General features: G+C 67.2%; 19 protein-coding genes and 1 riboswitch. Of the genes, 15 read left to right on the top strand and 4 right to left on the bottom strand.

Annotated elements, in window-relative coordinates:
• The first annotated feature begins 54 nt into the window (after positions 1-54).
• The 7 genes from A5779_RS07840 to A5779_RS07810 all read left to right on the top strand — a co-directional run bounded on the left by A5779_RS07840 (position 55) and on the right by A5779_RS07810 (position 7,810).
• A complete protein-coding gene (locus A5779_RS07840) occupies positions 55-909 on the top strand; it encodes a LysR family transcriptional regulator (protein WP_064880578.1) in 855 nt (284 codons plus the stop codon).
• A gap of 4 nt (positions 910-913) precedes the next feature.
• Entirely contained in the window at positions 914-1,726 is an 813-nt protein-coding gene (locus tag A5779_RS07835; RefSeq protein WP_064880576.1) for an exodeoxyribonuclease III, read from the top strand.
• A gap of 174 nt (positions 1,727-1,900) precedes the next feature.
• Complete coding sequence (locus tag A5779_RS07830; protein ID WP_064880574.1) at positions 1,901-3,412, top strand: AAA family ATPase; 1,512 nt, start codon at positions 1,901-1,903, stop codon at positions 3,410-3,412.
• Positions 3,409-4,023 carry a hypothetical protein gene (locus A5779_RS07825; RefSeq protein WP_082941580.1) on the top strand — a complete coding sequence of 205 codons (615 nt, stop codon included), beginning with the start codon at positions 3,409-3,411 and terminating at the stop codon, positions 4,021-4,023. Before A5779_RS07830 ends, A5779_RS07825 begins: the two co-directional genes overlap by 4 nt.
• Complete coding sequence (locus A5779_RS07820; RefSeq protein WP_064880573.1) at positions 4,020-5,894, top strand: hypothetical protein; 1,875 nt, start codon at positions 4,020-4,022, stop codon at positions 5,892-5,894. Before A5779_RS07825 ends, A5779_RS07820 begins: the two co-directional genes overlap by 4 nt.
• Positions 5,887-6,501 carry a hypothetical protein gene (locus A5779_RS07815; RefSeq protein WP_064880571.1) on the top strand — a complete coding sequence of 205 codons (615 nt, stop codon included), beginning with the start codon at positions 5,887-5,889 and terminating at the stop codon, positions 6,499-6,501. Before A5779_RS07820 ends, A5779_RS07815 begins: the two co-directional genes overlap by 8 nt.
• Complete coding sequence (locus A5779_RS07810; RefSeq protein ID WP_064880569.1) at positions 6,494-7,810, top strand: phenylacetate--CoA ligase family protein; 1,317 nt, start codon at positions 6,494-6,496, stop codon at positions 7,808-7,810. The genes A5779_RS07815 and A5779_RS07810 overlap by 8 nt, the downstream gene beginning before the upstream one ends.
• Here the strand turns inward: A5779_RS07810 and A5779_RS07805 are convergent.
• From A5779_RS07805 to A5779_RS07790, 4 genes are all read right to left on the bottom strand, one after another.
• Positions 7,788-8,525, bottom strand: a complete 738-nt coding sequence (locus tag A5779_RS07805; protein ID WP_064880567.1) for an LOG family protein — start codon at positions 8,523-8,525, stop codon at positions 7,788-7,790. The two genes, A5779_RS07810 and A5779_RS07805, sit on opposite strands and share 23 nt — an antisense overlap.
• On the bottom strand, positions 8,522-9,163 hold the full coding sequence (locus A5779_RS07800; protein WP_064880565.1) for a class I SAM-dependent methyltransferase: 642 nt from the start codon (positions 9,161-9,163) through the stop codon (positions 8,522-8,524). Before A5779_RS07800 ends, A5779_RS07805 begins: the two co-directional genes overlap by 4 nt.
• 19 nt (positions 9,164-9,182) lie before the next feature.
• Positions 9,183-10,112 (bottom strand): LppU/SCO3897 family protein, encoded by a 930-nt coding sequence (locus tag A5779_RS33455; RefSeq protein WP_064880563.1) that lies wholly within the window; start codon positions 10,110-10,112, stop codon positions 9,183-9,185.
• Positions 10,113-10,199: 87 nt separating this feature from the next.
• Entirely contained in the window at positions 10,200-11,963 is a 1,764-nt protein-coding gene (locus tag A5779_RS07790; RefSeq protein WP_064880561.1) for an MFS transporter, read from the bottom strand.
• A gap of 276 nt (positions 11,964-12,239) precedes the next feature.
• A riboswitch (TPP riboswitch) is annotated at positions 12,240-12,349 on the top strand.
• Between A5779_RS07790 and thiC the strand changes: the two genes are divergently transcribed.
• The 8 genes from thiC to A5779_RS07750 all read left to right on the top strand — a co-directional run bounded on the left by thiC (position 12,338) and on the right by A5779_RS07750 (position 19,023).
• Positions 12,338-13,960, top strand: coding sequence for a phosphomethylpyrimidine synthase ThiC (gene thiC / locus A5779_RS07785; protein ID WP_064880559.1), 1,623 nt, complete (start codon positions 12,338-12,340; stop codon positions 13,958-13,960). It overlaps the preceding riboswitch by 12 nt.
• 7 nt (positions 13,961-13,967) lie before the next feature.
• Positions 13,968-14,801, top strand: a complete 834-nt coding sequence (gene thiD / locus A5779_RS07780) for a bifunctional hydroxymethylpyrimidine kinase/phosphomethylpyrimidine kinase (protein ID WP_064880557.1) — start codon at positions 13,968-13,970, stop codon at positions 14,799-14,801.
• Positions 14,798-15,424 (top strand): alpha/beta hydrolase family protein, encoded by a 627-nt coding sequence (locus A5779_RS07775; protein ID WP_064880555.1) that lies wholly within the window; start codon positions 14,798-14,800, stop codon positions 15,422-15,424. The genes thiD and A5779_RS07775 overlap by 4 nt, the downstream gene beginning before the upstream one ends.
• Positions 15,421-15,984, top strand: a complete 564-nt coding sequence (locus tag A5779_RS07770) for a septum formation family protein (RefSeq protein WP_064880553.1) — start codon at positions 15,421-15,423, stop codon at positions 15,982-15,984. The genes A5779_RS07775 and A5779_RS07770 overlap by 4 nt, the downstream gene beginning before the upstream one ends.
• 46 nt (positions 15,985-16,030) lie before the next feature.
• Positions 16,031-17,407 (top strand): cytochrome P450, encoded by a 1,377-nt coding sequence (locus tag A5779_RS07765; RefSeq protein ID WP_064880551.1) that lies wholly within the window; start codon positions 16,031-16,033, stop codon positions 17,405-17,407.
• On the top strand, positions 17,404-17,673 hold the full coding sequence (locus A5779_RS07760) for a DUF3303 domain-containing protein (RefSeq protein WP_064880549.1): 270 nt from the start codon (positions 17,404-17,406) through the stop codon (positions 17,671-17,673). The genes A5779_RS07765 and A5779_RS07760 overlap by 4 nt, the downstream gene beginning before the upstream one ends.
• 98 nt (positions 17,674-17,771) lie before the next feature.
• Positions 17,772-18,695, top strand: a complete 924-nt coding sequence (locus A5779_RS07755; RefSeq protein WP_064880547.1) for a DUF5996 family protein — start codon at positions 17,772-17,774, stop codon at positions 18,693-18,695.
• 31 nt (positions 18,696-18,726) lie between these two features.
• Positions 18,727-19,023: a CDGP domain-containing protein gene (locus A5779_RS07750; RefSeq protein WP_064880545.1), complete on the top strand. Its 297-nt coding sequence runs from the start codon at positions 18,727-18,729 to the stop codon at positions 19,021-19,023.
• Positions 19,024-19,044: the final 21 nt, after the last annotated feature.

Raw genomic sequence — 19,044 nt, 5'->3', positions numbered from 1 at the left:
TCCATGCCATTTTTGATATATACGCATGTCAACAGCGCATAGTTGAGGTGGAGAATGCCCACGTTGCTGCAACTGAAGTCGTTTCTGGCGGTGGTCGACCAGGGCGGCTTCACCGCCGCGGGACAGCTGCTGGACCTGACCCAGCCGGCGGTCAGCCGGGCCGTGGCAAGCCTGGAGAAGGAGCTCGGCCTGCCATTGCTACGTCGCCACCGCAACGGTGTATCGCTGACCGCCGCCGGGGACCGCGCGGCCGCCCACGCCCGCGACGCCGTGCGTCACATGGAGCTGATGCGCACGGAGGTCGCGGCGATGGCCGGGCAGCTGACCGGAACGCTGCGGGTGGCGAGCCTGCCGTTCGCCACCGGCACGATGCTCGCGCCGCGGCTGCGCGCGTTCAGCGATGAGTATCCCGGCGTGACAGTGCACCTGATGGAGGGCAGCGAACCCGAGATCAGGTCCTGGCTGGAGCGCGGCGCGGCGGACGCCGGGGTGGTCAGCCTTCCTGCCCCCGGCCTGGAAGTCGGAAAGCTCGGCGTCGACGAGATGGTGGCCGTCCTGCCTGCCGGCCACCGCCTCGCCGCGCTGAACGCGGTCAGCTACGCCGAGTTGGCCGCCGAACCCTTCATCCGGTCGACGGGGGGATGCGCCGCGGTGTTCACACCGGTCGCCGCCGAGGCTGGCGTTGAGCTCGGTGCCGACTTCGAAGCCCACGAGATGACGGCGGTGCTCGACCTGGTGCGCGCCGGATTGGGGGTGAGCATTCTGCCGTCCCTTTCCGGTCCGCATCCCGGAATCGTCAGTCGCCCACTGATCCCGAGGACAACCCGGACACTGGCACTGGCCATCAGCCCGGGCACCGGCTCCGCTGCCCGGGCGTTCCTGCGTCAGGTCGGCGCCCGTACCCTCTAACCCCATGCGCCTGGCCACGTGGAACGTCAATTCGATCCGTACCCGAGTGGACCGCGTGGTCGACTGGCTGGAGCGCGCTGACGTAGACGTGCTGGCCATGCAGGAAACCAAGTGCACCGACGCGCAGTTCCCGATGATGCCGTTCGCGGCGTTGGGCTACGAGGTGGCCCACGTCGGGCTCAACCAGTGGAACGGCGTGGCCATCGCCTCACGGGTGGGTCTGGACGACGTGGAGGTCGGGTTCGCCGGTCAGCCGACCTGGAGCAGCAAGCCTGAGGAAGAGGCCACGTCCGAGGCCCGCGCCCTTGGCGCGACGTGCGGTGGGGTGCGGGTGTGGAGCCTCTATGTGCCCAACGGCCGCACCTTGGCCGATCCGCACTACGCCTACAAGCTGGATTGGCTTGCCGCCCTGCGGGATACCGCCGCCGGCTGGCTGAAGGACGATCCGGAGCAGCCCATCGCGCTGGTCGGCGACTGGAACATCGCCCCCAAGGACGAGGATGTCTGGGACATGGCCGTCTTTGACGGTCGCACCCATGTGTCCGAGCCCGAGCGGGCCGCCTTCCAGGCCATGCATGACGCCCAATTCACCGATGTGGTGCGACCTTTCACCGAAGGGCCGGGGATCTACACCTACTGGGACTACACCCAGCTGGCGTTCCAGAAGCGCCGCGGCATGCGCATCGACTTCATCCTCGGCTCGCCCGGTCTGGCGTCGCGGGTCACCGGCGCCGAGATCGTGAAGGACGAACGCCGCCCCAAGAAGGGCACCACCGCGCCCAGCGACCATGCCCCGGTCGTGGTCGAGCTCGGCTGAACCCCGGTCGGCTCTGCGGCGAGGGCGAGAAAGTGCGAGTGGGCCACGCCCTGGGCGCAGAATCAACGCCGCGGCGGCGGGGGCGGGCCGGTTAGCATTGGCGCGACGGGCAGGGTCGGCGATTTGGATACCGCGCTCCACCTGGTCGTCATCCGGCCCCCTCCCGTCGCGCCAATGCTAACCGGCCTCACCGCCGCCGACCTGTTCACCCCACCCACGGAGCCCACGGTCACTCTCGACGAGAAGCTGCGCCGCGCCTACTTCTGGCTGATCAACAAGGCCGTCATCTCCCCGTTCTACGACGTCGAGTTCGGCTCGGACACGACCGTCAACTATCCGCTCGGCGACGCGGGTGCGTCCCTGAGCCTGCCCAGGCAGCCCGCCTACTCCTCGAATGTCCTTGTCCCACTGCTGACTTTCGCCGTCGGCGGACGCTGCCTGCTGATCGGCGGGCCGGGCCGCGGCAAGACCACACTGGCAGTGTTGATGGGCGTGCTGGCCGGGTCCACCCCCGCCGACGTACGCCGCCACGTCCAGCAGGGCCAGCCACAGCTGACCGTGGGTGATCTGGTCGGGATCCCGCTGCCGCGCGACCTGGTGCAGGCGGGGAACCTCGCCGAGATCACCATCGCCTGGAAGAGCTGGCTGACCGCGCCGGTCAAGATCCTCGACGAGTACAACCGGATTCCGACCAAGACCCAGTCGGCGCTGCTGACCATGGTCGCCGAGGGTTATGTGGAAAGCCACGACCAGATGCACGTCACCGCACCCGAACACGGGGTGGAGAGCTGGTTCTTCACCGCCAACGACGACGGCGGTGGCGGCACCTTCCCGGTGATCCAGGCGCTGCGCGACCGTATCGACGTGACCGTGCAGGCATTCGGTTTCAACAGCCGCTTCCTCGACGAACTGGTGAGTCGCGTGGAGGCCGGGGACCGGCCGGAGGACAACGTGCCCGCCGAGCTGGTGTTCGGCGGGGCCGAGCAGGCGGAGATGGTCCGGGCGATCCGGGCGATTCCGGTGCCCACCGACGTACGCCGTCGGTTGGAGTTCTTCGTCAGCCACTTCGAGTTCGTCCAGCACGGTGGCCGCCGCTTCGAGTACCGGACCAAGGATGTGGTGGCCACCGCCGGTCTCGAGGTCGAGCAGATCATCGACGCCAACTCGGGCGCCGATCTGCAGATCGATCTCGGCGCGCAGACCGTCAACGGGGTGTCGGTGCGCTCGCTGCAGAACCTGGTGCTCTATGCCAAGGCGCTGGCCTGGTTCCGGGGCAACGACACCGTCACTCTCGAGGACGTGCGGGCGATGGTGCCGTTCGCCTTGCGCGGCAAGCTGTTACCGAATACTGCCCATCCCCGCTTCGACACCGGCACGGACCGGGAACTGGCGTCAGACCCCGCGAGCTGGCTGACCGACCTGTTCGACTCGTCGTGCCGGGAGTTCGTCGCACTGGAGCGCGAGGGCGAGGATCCGGTGGCCGAACTGGTCGAGCAGTTCGGCCACGGTCTCGACGGTTTGGACGCGCTTGAGGTGTCGCGGCGCCTCACCACGATCGAGGCTCAGATCTCGGCGGTCTCTGGCGTCGGCAAGATCTACGGCCGGGATTTCGACGATCTGGTCGCCTTGAAGTATCTCTACCAACGGTATTCGAACTATCTGCACTGGCTGGAGAGCGGCCGGTGATTGCCCGGGCGTACCACCAGGTCAACCTCGACCTGCCCACGCCCGCCGAGCTGCCTGCGGTGCCCGGCCTCGATCTGGCCATCTCGGCTGACAACGTGGCCCGCTTCGGCGGCGACCCGATGCGGTACCGCCATGCCCTGCGCGGTATTTCGGCGGCGCGGGACGTGATGTTCAACGTCGCGGCGGTGGCCGCCTGGCGGGCCGGGGTGCTGGGGATCCGCGACGCTGCGTTGTCCCGTTTGCAGCTGCTCCCCGTCGACCTCGCGGCCTCGGTCCTGGGCCTTCCGGTCGACGCGGTCGTCCCGTTCACCGACGGGCAGGCGCTCGACCGGTTCTACTGGCCTCTGCGCCCGCCGGGCCAATTGATCGCGCGGATCGGCGGTTTCACCGGCCTCGGCGGCAGGTGGGACCAGCCGCCCACCGATCCCGCACCTTGTGGACCGGGTAGGTGGACGGTGAATGTCGGCGCACAGCGCCGGCAGATCGATGCCGACGTGTTCGGCCACGTCATCTCCGACGCCGCCGCGCCCGGCCCGCAGACCGGCGGACCCGCCACGGCGCAACTGGTGGTGCGCCCGACCTCCTACCTGGCCGAGATCTGGCCGGCATGACCGGACGGGCACCGACCGATCCCGAATTGGTGGCCTGGCGGGCCGCACTCGACCTGTGGGGCGTGCAACTCCATCCGCCGAACATGGTGCGCGACAGCGCAACCGGAACATTCGCCTGGTTCTCGTTTCCACCGTCGATCTCGATCGACCTGGACGAGCTGACCCGCCAGGGCGCCGAACGCCATCTGACCAGCGTCTTCGCACATGAGATCGGGCATCACGTGCTTTCTCCGAGCACCCGCATCGTCTCGTTCAAGCTCATGCAACAGATGGCCCGGGCGATCGTGGCGAGCGACCCTCGTCGCGCCATTCCCGTCACCAGCACGGCCCGGCACCTGTCCAATCTGTGGTCGGATCTGCTCATCAACGACCGAGTGGTCCGCATGCAGCGCAGACGGCATCCGGGCATCGAGCCGGACATGATCACGTTGTGGCGCACGCTGACCGCCCGGGAGCCGGTGTCGAACGCAGCCTGGTGGGTACTCATGCGTGCCTACGAGTTGCTGTGGTCACTGCCGTCGAACACGCTGTGCCCCAACGACCCTCCCTCGGTTCCCGAGGCAGTTCATGAAGACGTGCGAGCTCGCCAGCACGTCGACCCGGCCACGCTCGACGTGTCGATGGTCCGCGAGGACCTGCAGGAGAAGGAACGTGCCCACCGAGTAGCCGCCATGCGGGTACGCGCCATCCACGACGAACTACTGCTGAGCCAGCCGGTGCAGCCGGTCGCCGACGCCGAGTACGTGGCACAGGCGATCCGGACCTTCGGTGCGGACCCGGTGGGCGGTGCCCTCACCTTCGGCATGGTCCTGGTGCCCTACCTGGTGCTGGAATCGCTGATCACCGAAGGTGCCGCCCTGCCCGGCGGCGGATGCGCCGAACAGGGCGGAGCCCCCGCGACGGCAGCCGAACTCGCGCAGGTGCTCGCCGATCCGCGGCTCGACGAGCCGCCGGTACACCCCGCGGCGGCCGCGGTCGGCGGCTCCGCACCGGATCAGGCGCCTGGCCAAAGTTACGGTGTCGCACAGACCTTGGCCTTGTTCGACGGATCCGATCCCAACGCCGTGATGCTGGCCTGGTACGAGGCGCAGGCCCGGCCCTGGATCCGCCCGCTGCGGCAATCCGGGCGCGGCGTCGCCGATCAGGGGATCCCCGGGCCGCTGGAGACGTGGGAGCTCGGTGACGACGCCACCGAGCTGGATTGGCCGGCCACCCTCGCGGTGAATCCGATAGTGGTGCCCGGGGTGACGACGCGCCGTCGCACCCAGCTTCCTGACGATCCGGCCCCCACCACCGAAGCGGTGACGCTGGATCTCTACATCGACTCATCCGCCTCGATGCCGCGCCCCGAGCGAGGTTCCCCGGCCGTGTTGGCCGGCATGATCCTCGCGCTGTCGGTACTCAAAGGTGGTGGGCGGGTACGCGTCACGTCGTGGGCGGGTCGCGGCCAGGTCGCCGGGGACAGCGTGTATACCCGGGACCGGTCGGAGATCATCCGCCAGTTGACGACGTTTTTCAGCGGCGGCACCGTGTTTCCCCTCGATCTGCTCGCGCACCGCTATCCACCCGGCGGCCATGACTTTTCAGGCGGCGCTGACGAGCTGCGCCACCTGGTGGTGCTGTCCGACGACGGTTTGATGTCGCTGTTCGGCGCGGGCCAGGAGGAATACGCGGGAGTGGCAGCGGCGGTGCGGCGGCAACTCGACACGGCCACGCTGCTGGTGCAGGACCGGTCCCGCTCGGTGGCCGCTCCGGCGGCCGAGGCCGGTTTCGACGTCGACTATCTGGACAACATGTCCGACGCACCGGCGGTCTGCGCGAGGTTGGCCGCGCGCATCGCCGGATATCGGCGAGAGGTACTGCATGGCTGAACAATTGGCAAACTGGTTCGCCGAGGAATTGGACGAGCAGGCAGTGTGGTCGACGCTCAAGCCCGGCCCTACCGTCGACGAGGTCGCGGCGCGGATGGCGAGTACGCCGCAGCCGTTTCTCGCCGACACCGTCGACGTGGTGGCGCTGGCGTGCGATGTGTTCAACCACACCGGTTGCGCCGCGGCCGCCCAGCGTATCGCCGAGCGGGGCTCTCCGGCGTCCCGGCGCGGCGCCGCCATCGGGCTGTGGTTGTTCGCCAGTGCGGACCTGATCGGCCCGTTCACCGCACCGCTGGACGACCGTAAGGCTGCGACGGCGTTGTTGGCATTGGCTTTTCGGTTGGCGCCGCTGGTCGATCCAGGCCGTTGGCTCAGCGATGCGGACCGCCGCGACGAGGCGGTGCGCACCTTCCTGCTGTGGAACGGCCTGCTGGCGCACGGCGAGGACACCGGGCAGGCCCGATCACTGTTCGAGATGCGCGATTCGGTGCGGCGCGAGGGCGCATTGGCGCAGGCATTGGCCGATCACGAACACCGCATGGCCGTACAACGCCGCCTGGCCGACGCCAAGGCGAAAGAAGCTGCGGCACGGTACAACAGTGAGTGACGATCCGCTGGGGCTTCAGGACTATGTTCCGTTCGGCCAGGTGGCGCTGACCGATGAGCAGCGCTGGCCCGGCCTGTCGGTGGCCGGGCGCGAGCGGCTGGCCGCCCTGGAACAGCACCCGCACGCACCGGCCTGGCGCCACCGGGTCGGGCACCGGCTCACCCCCGCCGAGCAACAAGCCGCCACCCGCCAACTGCCCCTTGATGATTGGCTTCCGCAACATCTCGCGCTGGCCCGCACCCTGCCCGCCTATCGCCGCCACACCGGCCCGCTGGACAGTCTCACCGACTTTCCGCTGATCGGGCGCGAAGACCTCGTCGACGACATCGCGGCGTTCGTCCCGCCCGGCGCCGACCTCGGTCGGATGCTGCACGGCACGAGTTCGGGCAGTACCGGTGCCGCCCTGGTGATGCCCGACGATCCGGACGAGTTGGCTCGCGGATTTCATTGGCTGCGCGGGCTGGTGGGCGCCCACTGGGAGCCGATGGACCATCGGGTGGCTTTGGTGCAGACGGTGTTCCAGCGGCAGGCCTTCACCTACACCTCGGTGATCCCGGGCTTCGACGAGGCGTTGATGGCCCGGCTGAACCTGCATCCGGCCGCTTGGGCAGGCGGGGCCACGCAGCGCGACGCGTATCTGCGGGATACCGATCCGCAGGTGATCAGCGGCACTCCTACGTCGTTGGAGGTGCTGCTCGATCCCGGCCTTGCCGCCGTATTGCGGCCGCTGGCGCTGATCTCCGGGGCGATGACACTGACGGCGCCCTTGCGCCGGGCCCTCGAGGCGGCCTACGACTGTCCGGTCCTGGACGTCTACGGCTTGCACGAGACCCGGCCCATCGCAGTCAGCGACGACGGCGGCCCCTTCGCGGTGGCCGAACGTCGCGTGCACGTCGAGGTGCTGGCCGGTGAGGTCGTGGTGACGTGCGGAGAGAACCAGTTTCTGCCACTGGTGCGCTACCGCACGGGCGACTACGCGCGGCTGGTCAGCCATCGCGGTCGGCCCGCTCTCACCAATCTGGAGGGAAGGGAGGCAACGGTTTTCGTGTCGGCGACGGGCGTCGTGGTGCCGTGTGTCGACCTCACCCAACAGCTGCAGGCGGCCGGAGCCCGCGGGTGGAGCGTCGACCAGGACGCCCACGGTCGCGTCTCAGCGGTGGTCGCGTCCGGCGACCAGCACCGGGTGACCGAGGCACTGAGGCTACTGCTGGGGCATCCGGTCGAAGTCACGCAAGTGAGGACGCTGGCCGAACTCGGGCCCGGCAAGCCGCGCCGCTATTCCTCGGCTATCGCGCCGACGCAACGATGAGTTCCACGGCTTCGGCCACGCTGTCGGTGCAGTGGAGCAGGGCGAACTCGGATTCATCGATCTTGCCGCCGGGCAAAACGGTGTTCCGAATCCAGTCGATCAGGCCCGACCAATAGTCGACACCCAGCAGGATGATCGGAAACTCGGTGACCTTGTGGGTCTGCACCAGGGTCAACGCCTCGAACAGTTCGTCGAGAGTGCCGAATCCGCCCGGCAGGCACACGAAGGCCTGGGCATATTTGACGAACATGGTCTTGCGGACGAAGAAGTAGCGGAAGTTGATGCCGAGATCCACCCAGTGGTTGAGGCGCTGCTCGAAGGGCAGCTCGATACCGAGTCCCACGGAGTAGCCGCCGGACTCGCTGGCGCCGCGGTTGACGGCCTCCATCGAACCCGGACCGCCCCCGGTGATCACCGCGTAGCCCGCCCGCACCAGCGCGATACCCAGTTCCTCGCCCAGTCGGTACTCGGGCGAATGTGGTTCCGTGCGAGCGGACCCGAAAACCGTCACCGCCCTCGGCATTTCGGCGAGGGCGTCGAAACCGTCGACGAACTCACCCTGGATGCGCATCACGCGCCACGGATCGGTGTGCACCCAATCGGTGGGGCCGCGCCGGTCCAGCAGCCGCTGATCAGCGGTCGTGGTGGCACAGCGGTCACGGCGCAGTTGCACCGAACCGCTGATCTGAGGCTGGCTGTCGTCGTTCTCTGTCATGCGGGCTTCACGCCCACGGTGATGGCGTCGGAGATCGGCGTCCATACCGGCCGGCGTACCCGATGTTGTTCGGCGACGGTGAATCCGGCCGCCTCGAACAGCGCGCGCATCTCCTGCTCGGTGGGACTGTGCGCGGGTGCGCCCAGGTCGGCCGACAACGCATGCAGCGGCAGGAAGGTGCGGCGCGGGCTCATCGTCGCCACCGCCACCATCCCCCCGGGCGCCAGCACCCGGTAGAACTCCGCGAGCGCGGCGGGCTGGTCGAAGAAATGGAAAGCCGAGGTGGTCACCACCGCGTCCAGGAAGCCGTCCTGGAAGGGCAGCTCCTCGGCGGGGGCAGACTTCCACCGCACGCGGTCTGACCGCTTGCGCGCCTGGGCGAGCATGCCGTCGGACATGTCCAGGCCGTAGACCTCATCGGGGAGGAGTTCACGCTGGATGCGATCGGCCAGGATGCCGGTACCGCAGGCGATGTCGGCAATCGCACGGGCACCGCGCTCCTGCAGTTGGGCGATCACCTCGTCCTGGGCGGGCCGGTACACCCACCGCTGGAGACAACCCTGGTCATAGGCCGGTGCGGCAAAACTCCAGAAGCGCGTGATGGCGTCGTTGAATCCGCGGCGCTGTGTGGTGGTCACGAGCCCGAGTGTAGGTCGGCTATGACGGCTTCCCCGCGCAGTAGACCCGCGCCGGTTCGGGGAAGGCCACCGCGCGTGAGCCGGAACCGCAGACAGCGGGGTCGGTTGAACCGTCAACCCGCTGGACGATCTTGATGACAGCGTTCGGGTCGGAGCATTCCACCAGGGAGGCGAGCTTGTCGTCGAGGTTGAAGCACTCGCCTTCCTCGAAGTTGAGGATGAAACAGTAGGTGCGAGAGTCGTCCATGAGCACGGAGTAGTCAGAGTCGGCCCGTTTGCCGTCCGGGCAGGTTGCGGATCCGCCACCTCTGGACACCAACTCGTAAATCGCATCCGGGTTGCTGCAGCCGGACGGGGTGAGGTCCATGCCCGCCGTGGCGTACTGATCGCTGGTGATGCACTCCCCCACCGCCAAGTCACCTGAGGCCCCGGACTGCGAGGACCCGGAATTTGAGCTCGTGCCCGGCACCGCACTCGAACTCGACGCCGAACTGGAATTCGACTCAGATCTCGAGGTCGACTCCGACGCGCGGGTGGCCATCCGCCCGGCCAATCCCAACAGGCCGAGCACCAGCAGAATCGCACCGATCACGATCAATGCCGTGCCCGACTTCTTGGGTGGTGCGCCGTAGGCCTGTGGCGGGACCGGCGGATAGCCGGGCTGCTGCGGGTAACCGGGCTGGTAACCCTGCTGCGGATAGCTCGGCGGATAACCCGGCTGCTGGTAACCCTGCGAATACCCCGGCTGCGGGTAGCCCTGGGGGTACCCCGGCTGCGGATAGCCCGGCGGGTACCCGGGCTGGCCAATCGACTTCGACTGAGACGACGAACGCCGAACCAGGCCGAGGATGAGCAGCAGCAGCCCCAACCCCGGAATGAACAGCGTGCCGATGACGTAGCCCGCGGATTCTGCGGCGCTTCCGGCGGCGGCCAATGTCTGAGCGACCATGGCGGCGAGTATCCCATGAGGCCACCGGAAATCGGTTTGCTGACCGGCTGCTGAGGCTGCTCAGGCCTCGTTGTCGGCTCCCGCCGCTCAGGCCTCGTTGTCGGCTCCCGCCTCCGTCCCATAGCGGCCCGCGCTGAACATCGACGCCACCGCACCGATCACCATCATCACGGCCGCGGCGGTGAACACCACCGTCAGGCCGGAATGGAACGGCTCGGTGATCAGCTGCGGGAAGAACGTCTGCCCGGTGATCACGTCCGCGTTCACTCCTGGCTGGTGCAGAGCGTCGTAGGGCGCGAGCAGTTCGGCCATCGGGTTGTAGCCCAGGAAGGCGGCGAACAGGCTGCCGACCGGGGGCAGGTTGGCCACATCGTGGGCGACCGAGGCCGAAACACCTTGCTGCGTCAGGCCGGTGGTCAACGCTGCAGGCAGTGTGTTGGCCAGCCCGACGATCATCAGCGAGAAGAAGATGCCGATCGACAGCGAGTTGCCCGCGTTGAAGAACGTCGACCGGACGCCGGAGGCCGCACCGCGCTGATCGGCCGGCACGCTCGACATGATGGCTGCCGTGTTGGGGGCGGTGAAGATTCCGCCGCCCAGTCCGTTGAGGAACACCAGGATCGCGAACACCCAGTAGTCGAAGTTGACCGGGATCATCAGCAGCGCCACGAAGGTGGCAGCCATCAGCAGCATGCCGCCGACGGTCAGCGGCCGCGCACCGATGCGATCGGAGAGCGACCCGGCGATCGGCGCGGCGACCAGAAACCCGACGGTGACCGGTAGCAGGTAGATGCCGGCCCACAGCGGTGTGGATTCGAAGCTGTAACCGTGCAGCGGCAGCCAGATGCCCTGCAACCAGATGATGAGCATGAATTGCAGTCCGCCGCGGCCCACCGAGGACATCAGCCCGGCGAGGTTGCCCATCCCGAACGCCGCCGATTTGAACAACCGGATGTCGACCATCGGCGACGACACCTTCAACTCGACGATGCAGAACGCCACCAACAGCAGCAGGCCCACCGCGATGGAGCCCAGAACCCACGGGCTGGTCCAGCCGGTGGTCGAGTCACCGTAGGGCTGGATGCCGTAGGTGATGCCGATCAACAGGACCGTCAGGCCCAGCCCGAACGTCAGGGTGCCGGCCCAGTCGAGCCGTCCGGCGGTGCGGACACCGAGTTCCTTGAGTGAGCGGTAGCTCCAGATCGTGCCGAGGATCCCGATCGGCACACCCACCCAGAACACGGCCTTCCAGTGCCATTCGGACAGGAAGCCACCGATCAGCAGTCCGAGGAATGACCCGGCAACGGCGGCCACCATGTTGGTGCCCAGTGCCATGCCGCGCTGGTTGGCGGGGAAGGCATCCGTGAGGATGGCCGAAGACGACGCCATCAGCATGGCGCCGCCGACGCCCTGGACCACGCGCCAAGCGATCAGCCAGACGGCACCGCCACCGAGCTGGAACGGGTCGAAGGACAGCGCGATCGCGGCAACGGTGAAAACCACGAAACCGAGGTTGTAGATGCGCACCCGGCCGTACATGTCGCCGAGACGCCCGAACGGCACGACGAGCACCGCGGTCACCACGAGGTAGCCCATCAGCATCCACAGCAGGTAGCTGACGTTGCCGGGGGCGAGCGGGTTCAACCCGATGCCGCGGAAGATCGCCGGCAGCGAGATCAACACGATCGACGCGTTGATGGAGGCCAGCAGGATGCCCAACGTCGTGTTGGACAGCACCACCCACTTGTAGAACGGGTGGTCGTGATCCATCCGTTTGCGCCGGTCGGCGGTCTCGGCCTCGGCGGTGTCGCCCGCGCCTGGCGGGCTGCTGAGTTCAGCGTCAGTCGTCATCTCGTGTTCGCATCTCGTATCGCGTCAAGGGCTATATCCAGGGCCAGCGGTCGACCCGAAACATGCAAAACACATATATTAGCTATGCAAATCAAGACTGGGCAACTCCTGAACTTCGCGGATCCGGGCCACCGGCGGCGGATTTCGACATGAGGGTCACGCAACGTCGCCGGATACAACCCTGGCGAGAAGGCGACGTGATCCCCCCTGACAACTTCCTGAGAGTGCGCATCCGGTTCCCCCGAACCCTGCGACTGCGCTAGGTTGGGCCCTGCAAACCACACACGCGGGAGTGCGCACGAGCGCACTGAGAGGACGGGTACGCCCGTCGACCGTACGAACCTGACCGGGTAATGCCGGCGTAGGGAGATGAAATGAGCAGTTTTGTTGTCGACCCATCCGTGACCACCGGTCCGATCACCGGAAGCACCAAGGTCTATCGCGAGATCAACCATGACGGCACGACCATGCGCGTGCCGTTTCGCCGGGTGAACCTCACCAATGGGGAACATCTGGACCTGTACGACACCTCGGGCCCGTACACCGACGACGACGCGGTGATCGACCTGAACTCCGGCCTGCCGTCACGGCCCGGAATGCACAAAGACCGCGGCACCCAGTTGCAGCGGGCCCGCGCCGGGGAGATCACTGCCGAGATGGCGTATATCGCTGAACGCGAAGGCGTTTCACCTGAGCTGGTGCGCGACGAGGTAGCTCGGGGCCGGGCGGTCATCCCGGCCAATCACAACCACCCCGAGGCCGAGCCGATGATAATCGGCAAGGCGTTCGGAGTGAAAGTCAATGCCAATATCGGCAATTCGGCTGTCACGTCCTCGATCGGGGAGGAGGTCGACAAGATGGTGTGGGCCACCCGATGGGGTGCTGACACCATCATGGACCTGTCGACCGGCAAGGACATCCACCAGACGCGGGAGTGGATTCTGCGCAACTCCCCGGTTCCGGTCGGGACCGTGCCGATCTACCAGGCGCTGGAGAAGGTCAACGGCGACCCGACCAAGTTGACGTGGGAGATGTACCGCGACACCGTGATCGAGCAGTGCGAGCAGGGTGTCGACTATATGACTGTCCATGCCGGCGTGCTGTTGCGCTACATCCCGCTGACGGTCAAGCGCGTCACCGGCATCGTGTCCCGGGGCGGATCGATCATGGCGGCCTGGTGCCTGGCACACCACACCGAGTCGTTCCTGTACACCCGGTTCGAGGAACTGTGCGAGATCCTGGCCCGCTACGACGTGACCTTCTCGCTGGGCGACGGGCTGCGACCCGGGTCGATCGCCGACGCCAACGACGAGGCCCAGTTCGCCGAGCTGCGCACTCTGGGTGAGCTCACCAAGATCGCGAAATCCCATGGCGTGCAGGTGATGATCGAGGGACCGGGCCACGTTCCGATGCACAAGATCGTCGAGAACGTGCGGCTCGAAGAGGAGTGGTGCGAGGAAGCACCGTTCTACACCCTCGGCCCGCTGGCCACCGATATCGCTCCGGCCTACGACCACATCACGTCGGCGATCGGGGCGGCCATCATCGCCCAGGCCGGTACCGCGATGCTGTGCTACGTCACCCCGAAGGAGCACCTGGGCCTCCCGGACCGAAAGGACGTCAAGGACGGCGTCATCGCCTACAAGATCGCCGCCCACGCCGGCGACCTCGCGAAGGGGCACCCACGCGCCCAGCAGCGCGACGACGCACTCTCCAAGGCGCGCTTCGAGTTCCGCTGGCACGACCAGTTCGCGCTGTCGCTGGATCCCGACACCGCGCGTGAGTTCCACGACGAGACGCTGCCCGCCGAACCAGCCAAGACCGCGCACTTCTGCTCGATGTGTGGTCCCAAGTTCTGCTCGATGCGCATCACGCAGGACATCCGTGATGCCTACCCCGACGGGGTGGCCCCGGAGGATATCGAGCGCGGCATGGCCGAGAAATCGCAGGAGTTCGCCGACCATGGCAACCGCGTCTATCTACCCTTGACCACGTGAGGCCGAAGTGAACTTCTTGCCGTTGACCCCTGCGGGTGAGACCCCGCTGCGGGTGATGACCATCGCCGGGTCCGATTCCGGCGGTGGTGCCGGGATCCAGGCCGACATGCGGACCTTCGCCATGCTCGGCCTGCACGGCTGTGTCGCGCTTACGGCTGTGACGGTGCAGAACTCGCTGGGTGTCAAGGGTTTCCACGAGGTTCCGCTCGACGTGGTGGCCGGTCAGATCTCGGCCGTGACCTCGGATATCGGGATCCAGGCCGCGAAGACCGGCATGTTGGCGTCCTCGGAGATCATCACCACCATCGCCGAGACCTGGCGGGCGGAAGGGTTGGGAGCGGTGCCCCTGGTCGTCGACCCGGTGTGCGCCTCGATGCACGGTGATCCGCTGTTGCACCACAGCGCCCTCGACGCGCTACGCACCGAGCTGTTTCCGCTGGCCACGCTGGTCACCCCGAACCTCGACGAGGTCCGGTTGCTCGTCGACATCGAGGTCGTCGACGACGCCTCGCAGCGGGACGCAGCGCGCGCACTGCACGCGCTCGGTCCGCAGTGGGCACTGGTCAAGGGCGGGCACCTGCGCTCGTCGTCGGCCAGTCCGGATCTGCTGTTCGACGGCACAGAGTTCTACGAGTTCGCGGCGCCGCGGATCGATACCGGCAACGACCACGGGGCCGGCGATACCTTGGCCGCGGCGACGGCTTGTGCCTTGGCACATGGCTATTCGGTTCCGCAGGCAGTGGAGTTCGGCAAGGCCTGGGTAACCGAATGCATTCGGGCCAACTATCCGCTGGGCCACGGCCACGGCCCGGTGAACGCCTTGTTCCGGTTGCAGTCGTGAACCTCGACGCGATCGCCGGCGTCGCCCACGAACCCGAGGCCACCCCGACGGGCGTCGTGGTGCTCACGCATGGCGCAGGGGGCAACCGGGATTCGGCGATGCTGGTCAAGGTCTGCGACGAATGGGCGTCGCGGGGCTGGCTGGCCGTCCGCTACAACCTGCCCTACCGCCGGCGCAGGCCCAAGGGACCACCGTCGGGATCGGCGGCGGGAGACCAGGAGGGCATCGCCGAGGCGATCGCACTGGCCCGCAGCCTCACCGATGGCCCGGTGATCGCGGGTGGGCATTCCTACGGCGGGCGGATGACCTCGATGGTCGCGGCCACCGGGACTGGGCCGGACGTGCTGACTCTGTTTTCCTACCCACTGCATCCGCCTGGTAAGCCGGAACGCGCGCGCACTGAGCATCTCCCCGACATCACGATGCCGACGGTATTCACCCATGGCACCTCCGACCCGTTCGGCACCATCGACGAGCTCACCGCGGCGGCGGCGCTGGTGGCCGGTCCCACCGAAGTCGTCGTCATCGAGGGTGCCCGCCACGACCTCGGATCCAAGCGTCTAGACGTGCCCGCCCTCGCGGTGGATGCCGCGCTGCGGGCAGTCGATATCGTCGAACCATGACCTACCCGCCCGGCCCCACCGGTCGCCCTGGCCCGCAGGGCTCGCCCGGTCACCACTACCCGCCACCGCCGCCGCAGCCGTATTCCACCGGCCCCGACCAGCTCTCGGCGCCACCGAGGAAATCCCCTGCGCTCAAGTGGGTGCTGCTAGGTGTCGTGGTTCTGGTCGCGCTCGTGGTCGCCGCCGGCGCGGTGTTCTACCTGGCTCGGGACCGGGGCGCCACCGAAGCCAGCCAGGTTCGGTCGGGCGATTGTCTGGCCGACATTCCCGACAGCAGCCGGGTGTTGTACGTCAAGTCGGTGAGTTGCGATCAGCCGCACAAGGGTGAGGTGTTCGCGGTGCTGCCGCTGCCCGAGGGGAATTTCCCGGGCGACGCGGCAGTCGTGAAGTACGCCGACAGGTGCGCTCCGGCACTGGCCGATTACGCCCCCGACGCCAACTCGGAATCCGGGATCCAGCTGTTCGTCCTGTACCCGACCGCAGACTCCTGGCAACGCGGGGACCGTAGCGTGACGTGCATCGCTACCAGCAAAAACCCCCGCACCGGCAAAATAGGGTAACGCACTACTCTAGGCCGCCCAGACCGCGTGGTCAGACACTCGATCCATGGTCGAGATCGATACGCGGGCCGCAACCACCCTGCCGCTCGCACCGCGAAATCCGCTGTCCTATCGGCAGACGATCAAGGCGATGCGGTCCTTCATCGAGGGGCATCAACGGCTCCGCGATGCCGGAGGGCCCATCAGCCGGATGGTGCTCGGTCCACGATGGCTGATCCCCCCGGTCCTGTTGGTCACGTCGCCGCAGGGAGCCCGCGATGTCCTGGGCCGCCGCGATTCGATCGCCGATCGCGGCACCGCCCTCAACATGGTCGAGCTACGCCGGCTGATGGGCGGCAACCTGCTGAACCTGCCGCACGAACGCTGGCTGCCGCGACGGCGAACGCTGCAGCCGATGTTCACCAAGCAGAACGTGCCACGGTATGCGGGACACATGGCCGCCGCGGCGGATTCGATCGCCGGCGGGTGGCGCGACGGTACGACGGTCGATCTGGACGTTGCGTGCCGAGCGCTCACGCTGCGGGCGCTGGGCCGCTCGGTATTCGGCGTGGATCTCGACGAGAGCGCCGACGACGTGGGCCCCGCACTGCGTACCGCGTTGTCCTGGATTTCCGACCGGGCGGTCCGCCCGGTCAACTTCCCGCAGTGGGTGCCCACCGGCGGCCAACGTCGGGCCAGGGCGGCCAATGCCCGGCTACATGAGCTGGCCGCCGAGATCCTCGCCGCGGTGCGGGCTGATCCCGATCGGGAAGCACCGCTGGTGCGCGCGCTCATCGAGGCCCGTGACCCCGACACCGGCCGAGAGCTCGCCGACGACGAGATCTGCGATGAATTGGTGCTTTTCATGCTGGCCGGGCATGACACCACCTCGACAACGCTGTGTTACTCACTGTGGGCACTGGGCCGCGATCCCGAGCTGCAGTCCCGCCTGTACGACGAAGTCGCGGCGCTGGGCGATCGCACGCTGACGCCCGAGGATGTGCCGCACCTCGAACACACCGTGCGGGTGCTGCACGAGGCACTGCGGCTCTGCCCGCCCGGTGCCGGCACGCCTCGGATGCTCAACGAGGAGATGACCGTCGACGGCTACCGCGCCGAGGCCGGCACGATGGCGATGGTCAATTTCTATGTCATGCACCGCGACCCGGCGCTGTGGGACGACCCGCTGACCTTCGACCCCGACCGCTTCAGCCCGGAACGTTCGGCAGGTAGAAACCGTTGGCAGTACCTGCCTTTCGGCGGCGGCCCGCGGTCCTGCGTCGGCGATCACTTCGCCATGCTGGAGGCCACCCTGGCGCTGGCGACCATCGTGCGGGAGGTCGCAGTGACCTCCCTGAACGACAGCTTCCCGGTGGATACCCCCTTCACCGTCATCGCCGCCGAGCCGATCCCGGCCCGGATCACCAGAAGGAGTACGCCATGAAATTCATCGTGCACTGGACTCAGTCGCAGGCGAACTACCGGGATGCGATCGAGAAGTTCAAGCAGACGGCCGGCGCGGTTCCGGAAGGCGCGACGATGCTTCACCGATGGTGGGGCATGAACGGCCAGGGCTTCGCCATCGTCGAAACTGACGACGCCAAGACCATGTTCGAGTCGGTCGCCGAGTGGAGCGAGTTTCTCACCTTCGACATCACCCCCTGTGTGGAAGACGCCGAGGCAGGAGAGGTGATCGCAAAGCTGTTCTGATCCCGACGCGGTGCCGTCGTTCCGCCTCTAACCTCGGTGACACAAAGCTAGGCTGACGTCACCACGAGTCGTCAACGGCGGAAGGTGGCATCTGTCTCATGAACGCTGGTCCAGGCAACTCTTGGCCCGCGTTGCGGGTATCCGATTGGGAGCCCACCCGCGACACCCTGCACATGTGGACTCAGATCGTCGGGAAGATCCGGCTGACACACTCGCCACTGATCAACCATTGGTGGCAGGTGACGTTCTACGTGAGCCCGCGCGGTCTGACCACGTCGTCGATCCCGTACCGAAACCGGTTGTTCGACATGGAGTTCAACTTCATCGACCACCTGCTGGAGATCCGTACCAGCGACGGCGGATCCCGCACCGTCACGTTGAAGCCGAAATCGGTCGCCGAGTTCTACGACGAAACCTTCACCGCGCTGCGACAACTGGACATTGAAACGCGAATCTCGGCGAGCCCCAACGAGGTCGACCCGGCCATTCCCTTTGCCGAAGATCACCAGCACGCCTCGTATGACCCCGACGCCGCCAACTTGTTCTGGCGCCAACTGGTCCAGGCGCACCGGGTGATCACCGATTTCCGTTCGCATTTCATCGGCAAGGTCAGCCCTGTGCACTTCTTCTGGGGCTCGTTCGACCTGGCCTGCACCCGATTCTCCGGCCGGCCCGCGCCCGAGCACCCCGGCGGGGCGCCCAACTGCGCGGATTGGGTGATGGTGGAAGGCTATTCGCACGAGTTGAGCAGTTGCGGTTTCTGGCCGGGCGGCGGCGAGGAGGGCGCTTTCTACGCCTACGCCTATCCGGAGCCGGAAGGCTTCGCCGATTATCCCGTCGGCCCGGACGCAGCGTTCTACAGCGCGGACTTTCGGCAGTTCCTTCTCCCGTACGAAGCGGTGCGGACTGCCTCCGAACCCGACCGTGCCCTGCTAGATTTCCTGCAATCGACCTACGCCGCCGCAGCCGACCTTGCGGGCTGGGACCGGGCAGGTCTGGAATGCGATCCACAGCGCTGGTGACACGCACACGGAGACGGAGACGGAGAACACCATGAAGCTCTGCATCGTCGGCAGCGTGGCTGTCGCGCTGATCGCCGGCGGGTTGATCACCTCAGCGCCACCGGCCGCCGCCGGCTGCCAGTACGGCGGGCCGGTGATCAGTAAATGCGACGGGCCCGTCCAACCCGACGGCACCTGGCAGCGCTGCATGGGAACCTGGGGCTATGTGCCCAGTGGCTTCAGCTCCCACCTGGTGCCGGTCAAGCGCTGCGATGTGATGGGGCCCGGCCACGAGATCGCTCCGTGGGACACCCCGTTCGCCGATCCGCCGACACGCATCGACGACTGAGTGCGGCCCCTCGGGCCCCCG

This window comes from Mycolicibacterium peregrinum, from assembly GCF_001665625.1.
GTDB classification, from domain to species: Bacteria; Actinomycetota; Actinomycetes; order Mycobacteriales; family Mycobacteriaceae; genus Mycobacterium; species Mycobacterium peregrinum_B.
Note: the sequence above shows the minus strand (reverse complement) of the source record. Positions and strands in the feature narration are given on the sequence as shown.

Coding starts and splice junctions, on each gene's coding strand:
- A5779_RS07760 (WP_064880549.1), top strand. CDS start 17,404: ATGAAATTCATCGTGCACTGGACTCAGTCGCAGGCGAACTACCGGGAT.
- A5779_RS07835 (WP_064880576.1), top strand. CDS start 914: ATGCGCCTGGCCACGTGGAACGTCAATTCGATCCGTACCCGAGTGGAC.
- A5779_RS07755 (WP_064880547.1), top strand. CDS start 17,772: ATGAACGCTGGTCCAGGCAACTCTTGGCCCGCGTTGCGGGTATCCGAT.
- A5779_RS07770 (WP_064880553.1), top strand. CDS start 15,421: ATGACCTACCCGCCCGGCCCCACCGGTCGCCCTGGCCCGCAGGGCTCG.
- A5779_RS07750 (WP_064880545.1), top strand. CDS start 18,727: ATGAAGCTCTGCATCGTCGGCAGCGTGGCTGTCGCGCTGATCGCCGGC.
- A5779_RS07805 (WP_064880567.1), bottom strand. CDS start 8,525: ATGACAGAGAACGACGACAGCCAGCCTCAGATCAGCGGTTCGGTGCAA.
- A5779_RS07830 (WP_064880574.1), top strand. CDS start 1,901: ATGCTAACCGGCCTCACCGCCGCCGACCTGTTCACCCCACCCACGGAG.
- A5779_RS07820 (WP_064880573.1), top strand. CDS start 4,020: ATGACCGGACGGGCACCGACCGATCCCGAATTGGTGGCCTGGCGGGCC.
- A5779_RS07765 (WP_064880551.1), top strand. CDS start 16,031: ATGGTCGAGATCGATACGCGGGCCGCAACCACCCTGCCGCTCGCACCG.
- A5779_RS33455 (WP_064880563.1), bottom strand. CDS start 10,112: ATGGTCGCTCAGACATTGGCCGCCGCCGGAAGCGCCGCAGAATCCGCG.
- A5779_RS07840 (WP_064880578.1), top strand. CDS start 55: ATGCCCACGTTGCTGCAACTGAAGTCGTTTCTGGCGGTGGTCGACCAG.
- A5779_RS07790 (WP_064880561.1), bottom strand. CDS start 11,963: ATGACGACTGACGCTGAACTCAGCAGCCCGCCAGGCGCGGGCGACACC.
- thiC (WP_064880559.1), top strand. CDS start 12,338: ATGAGCAGTTTTGTTGTCGACCCATCCGTGACCACCGGTCCGATCACC.
- A5779_RS07815 (WP_064880571.1), top strand. CDS start 5,887: ATGGCTGAACAATTGGCAAACTGGTTCGCCGAGGAATTGGACGAGCAG.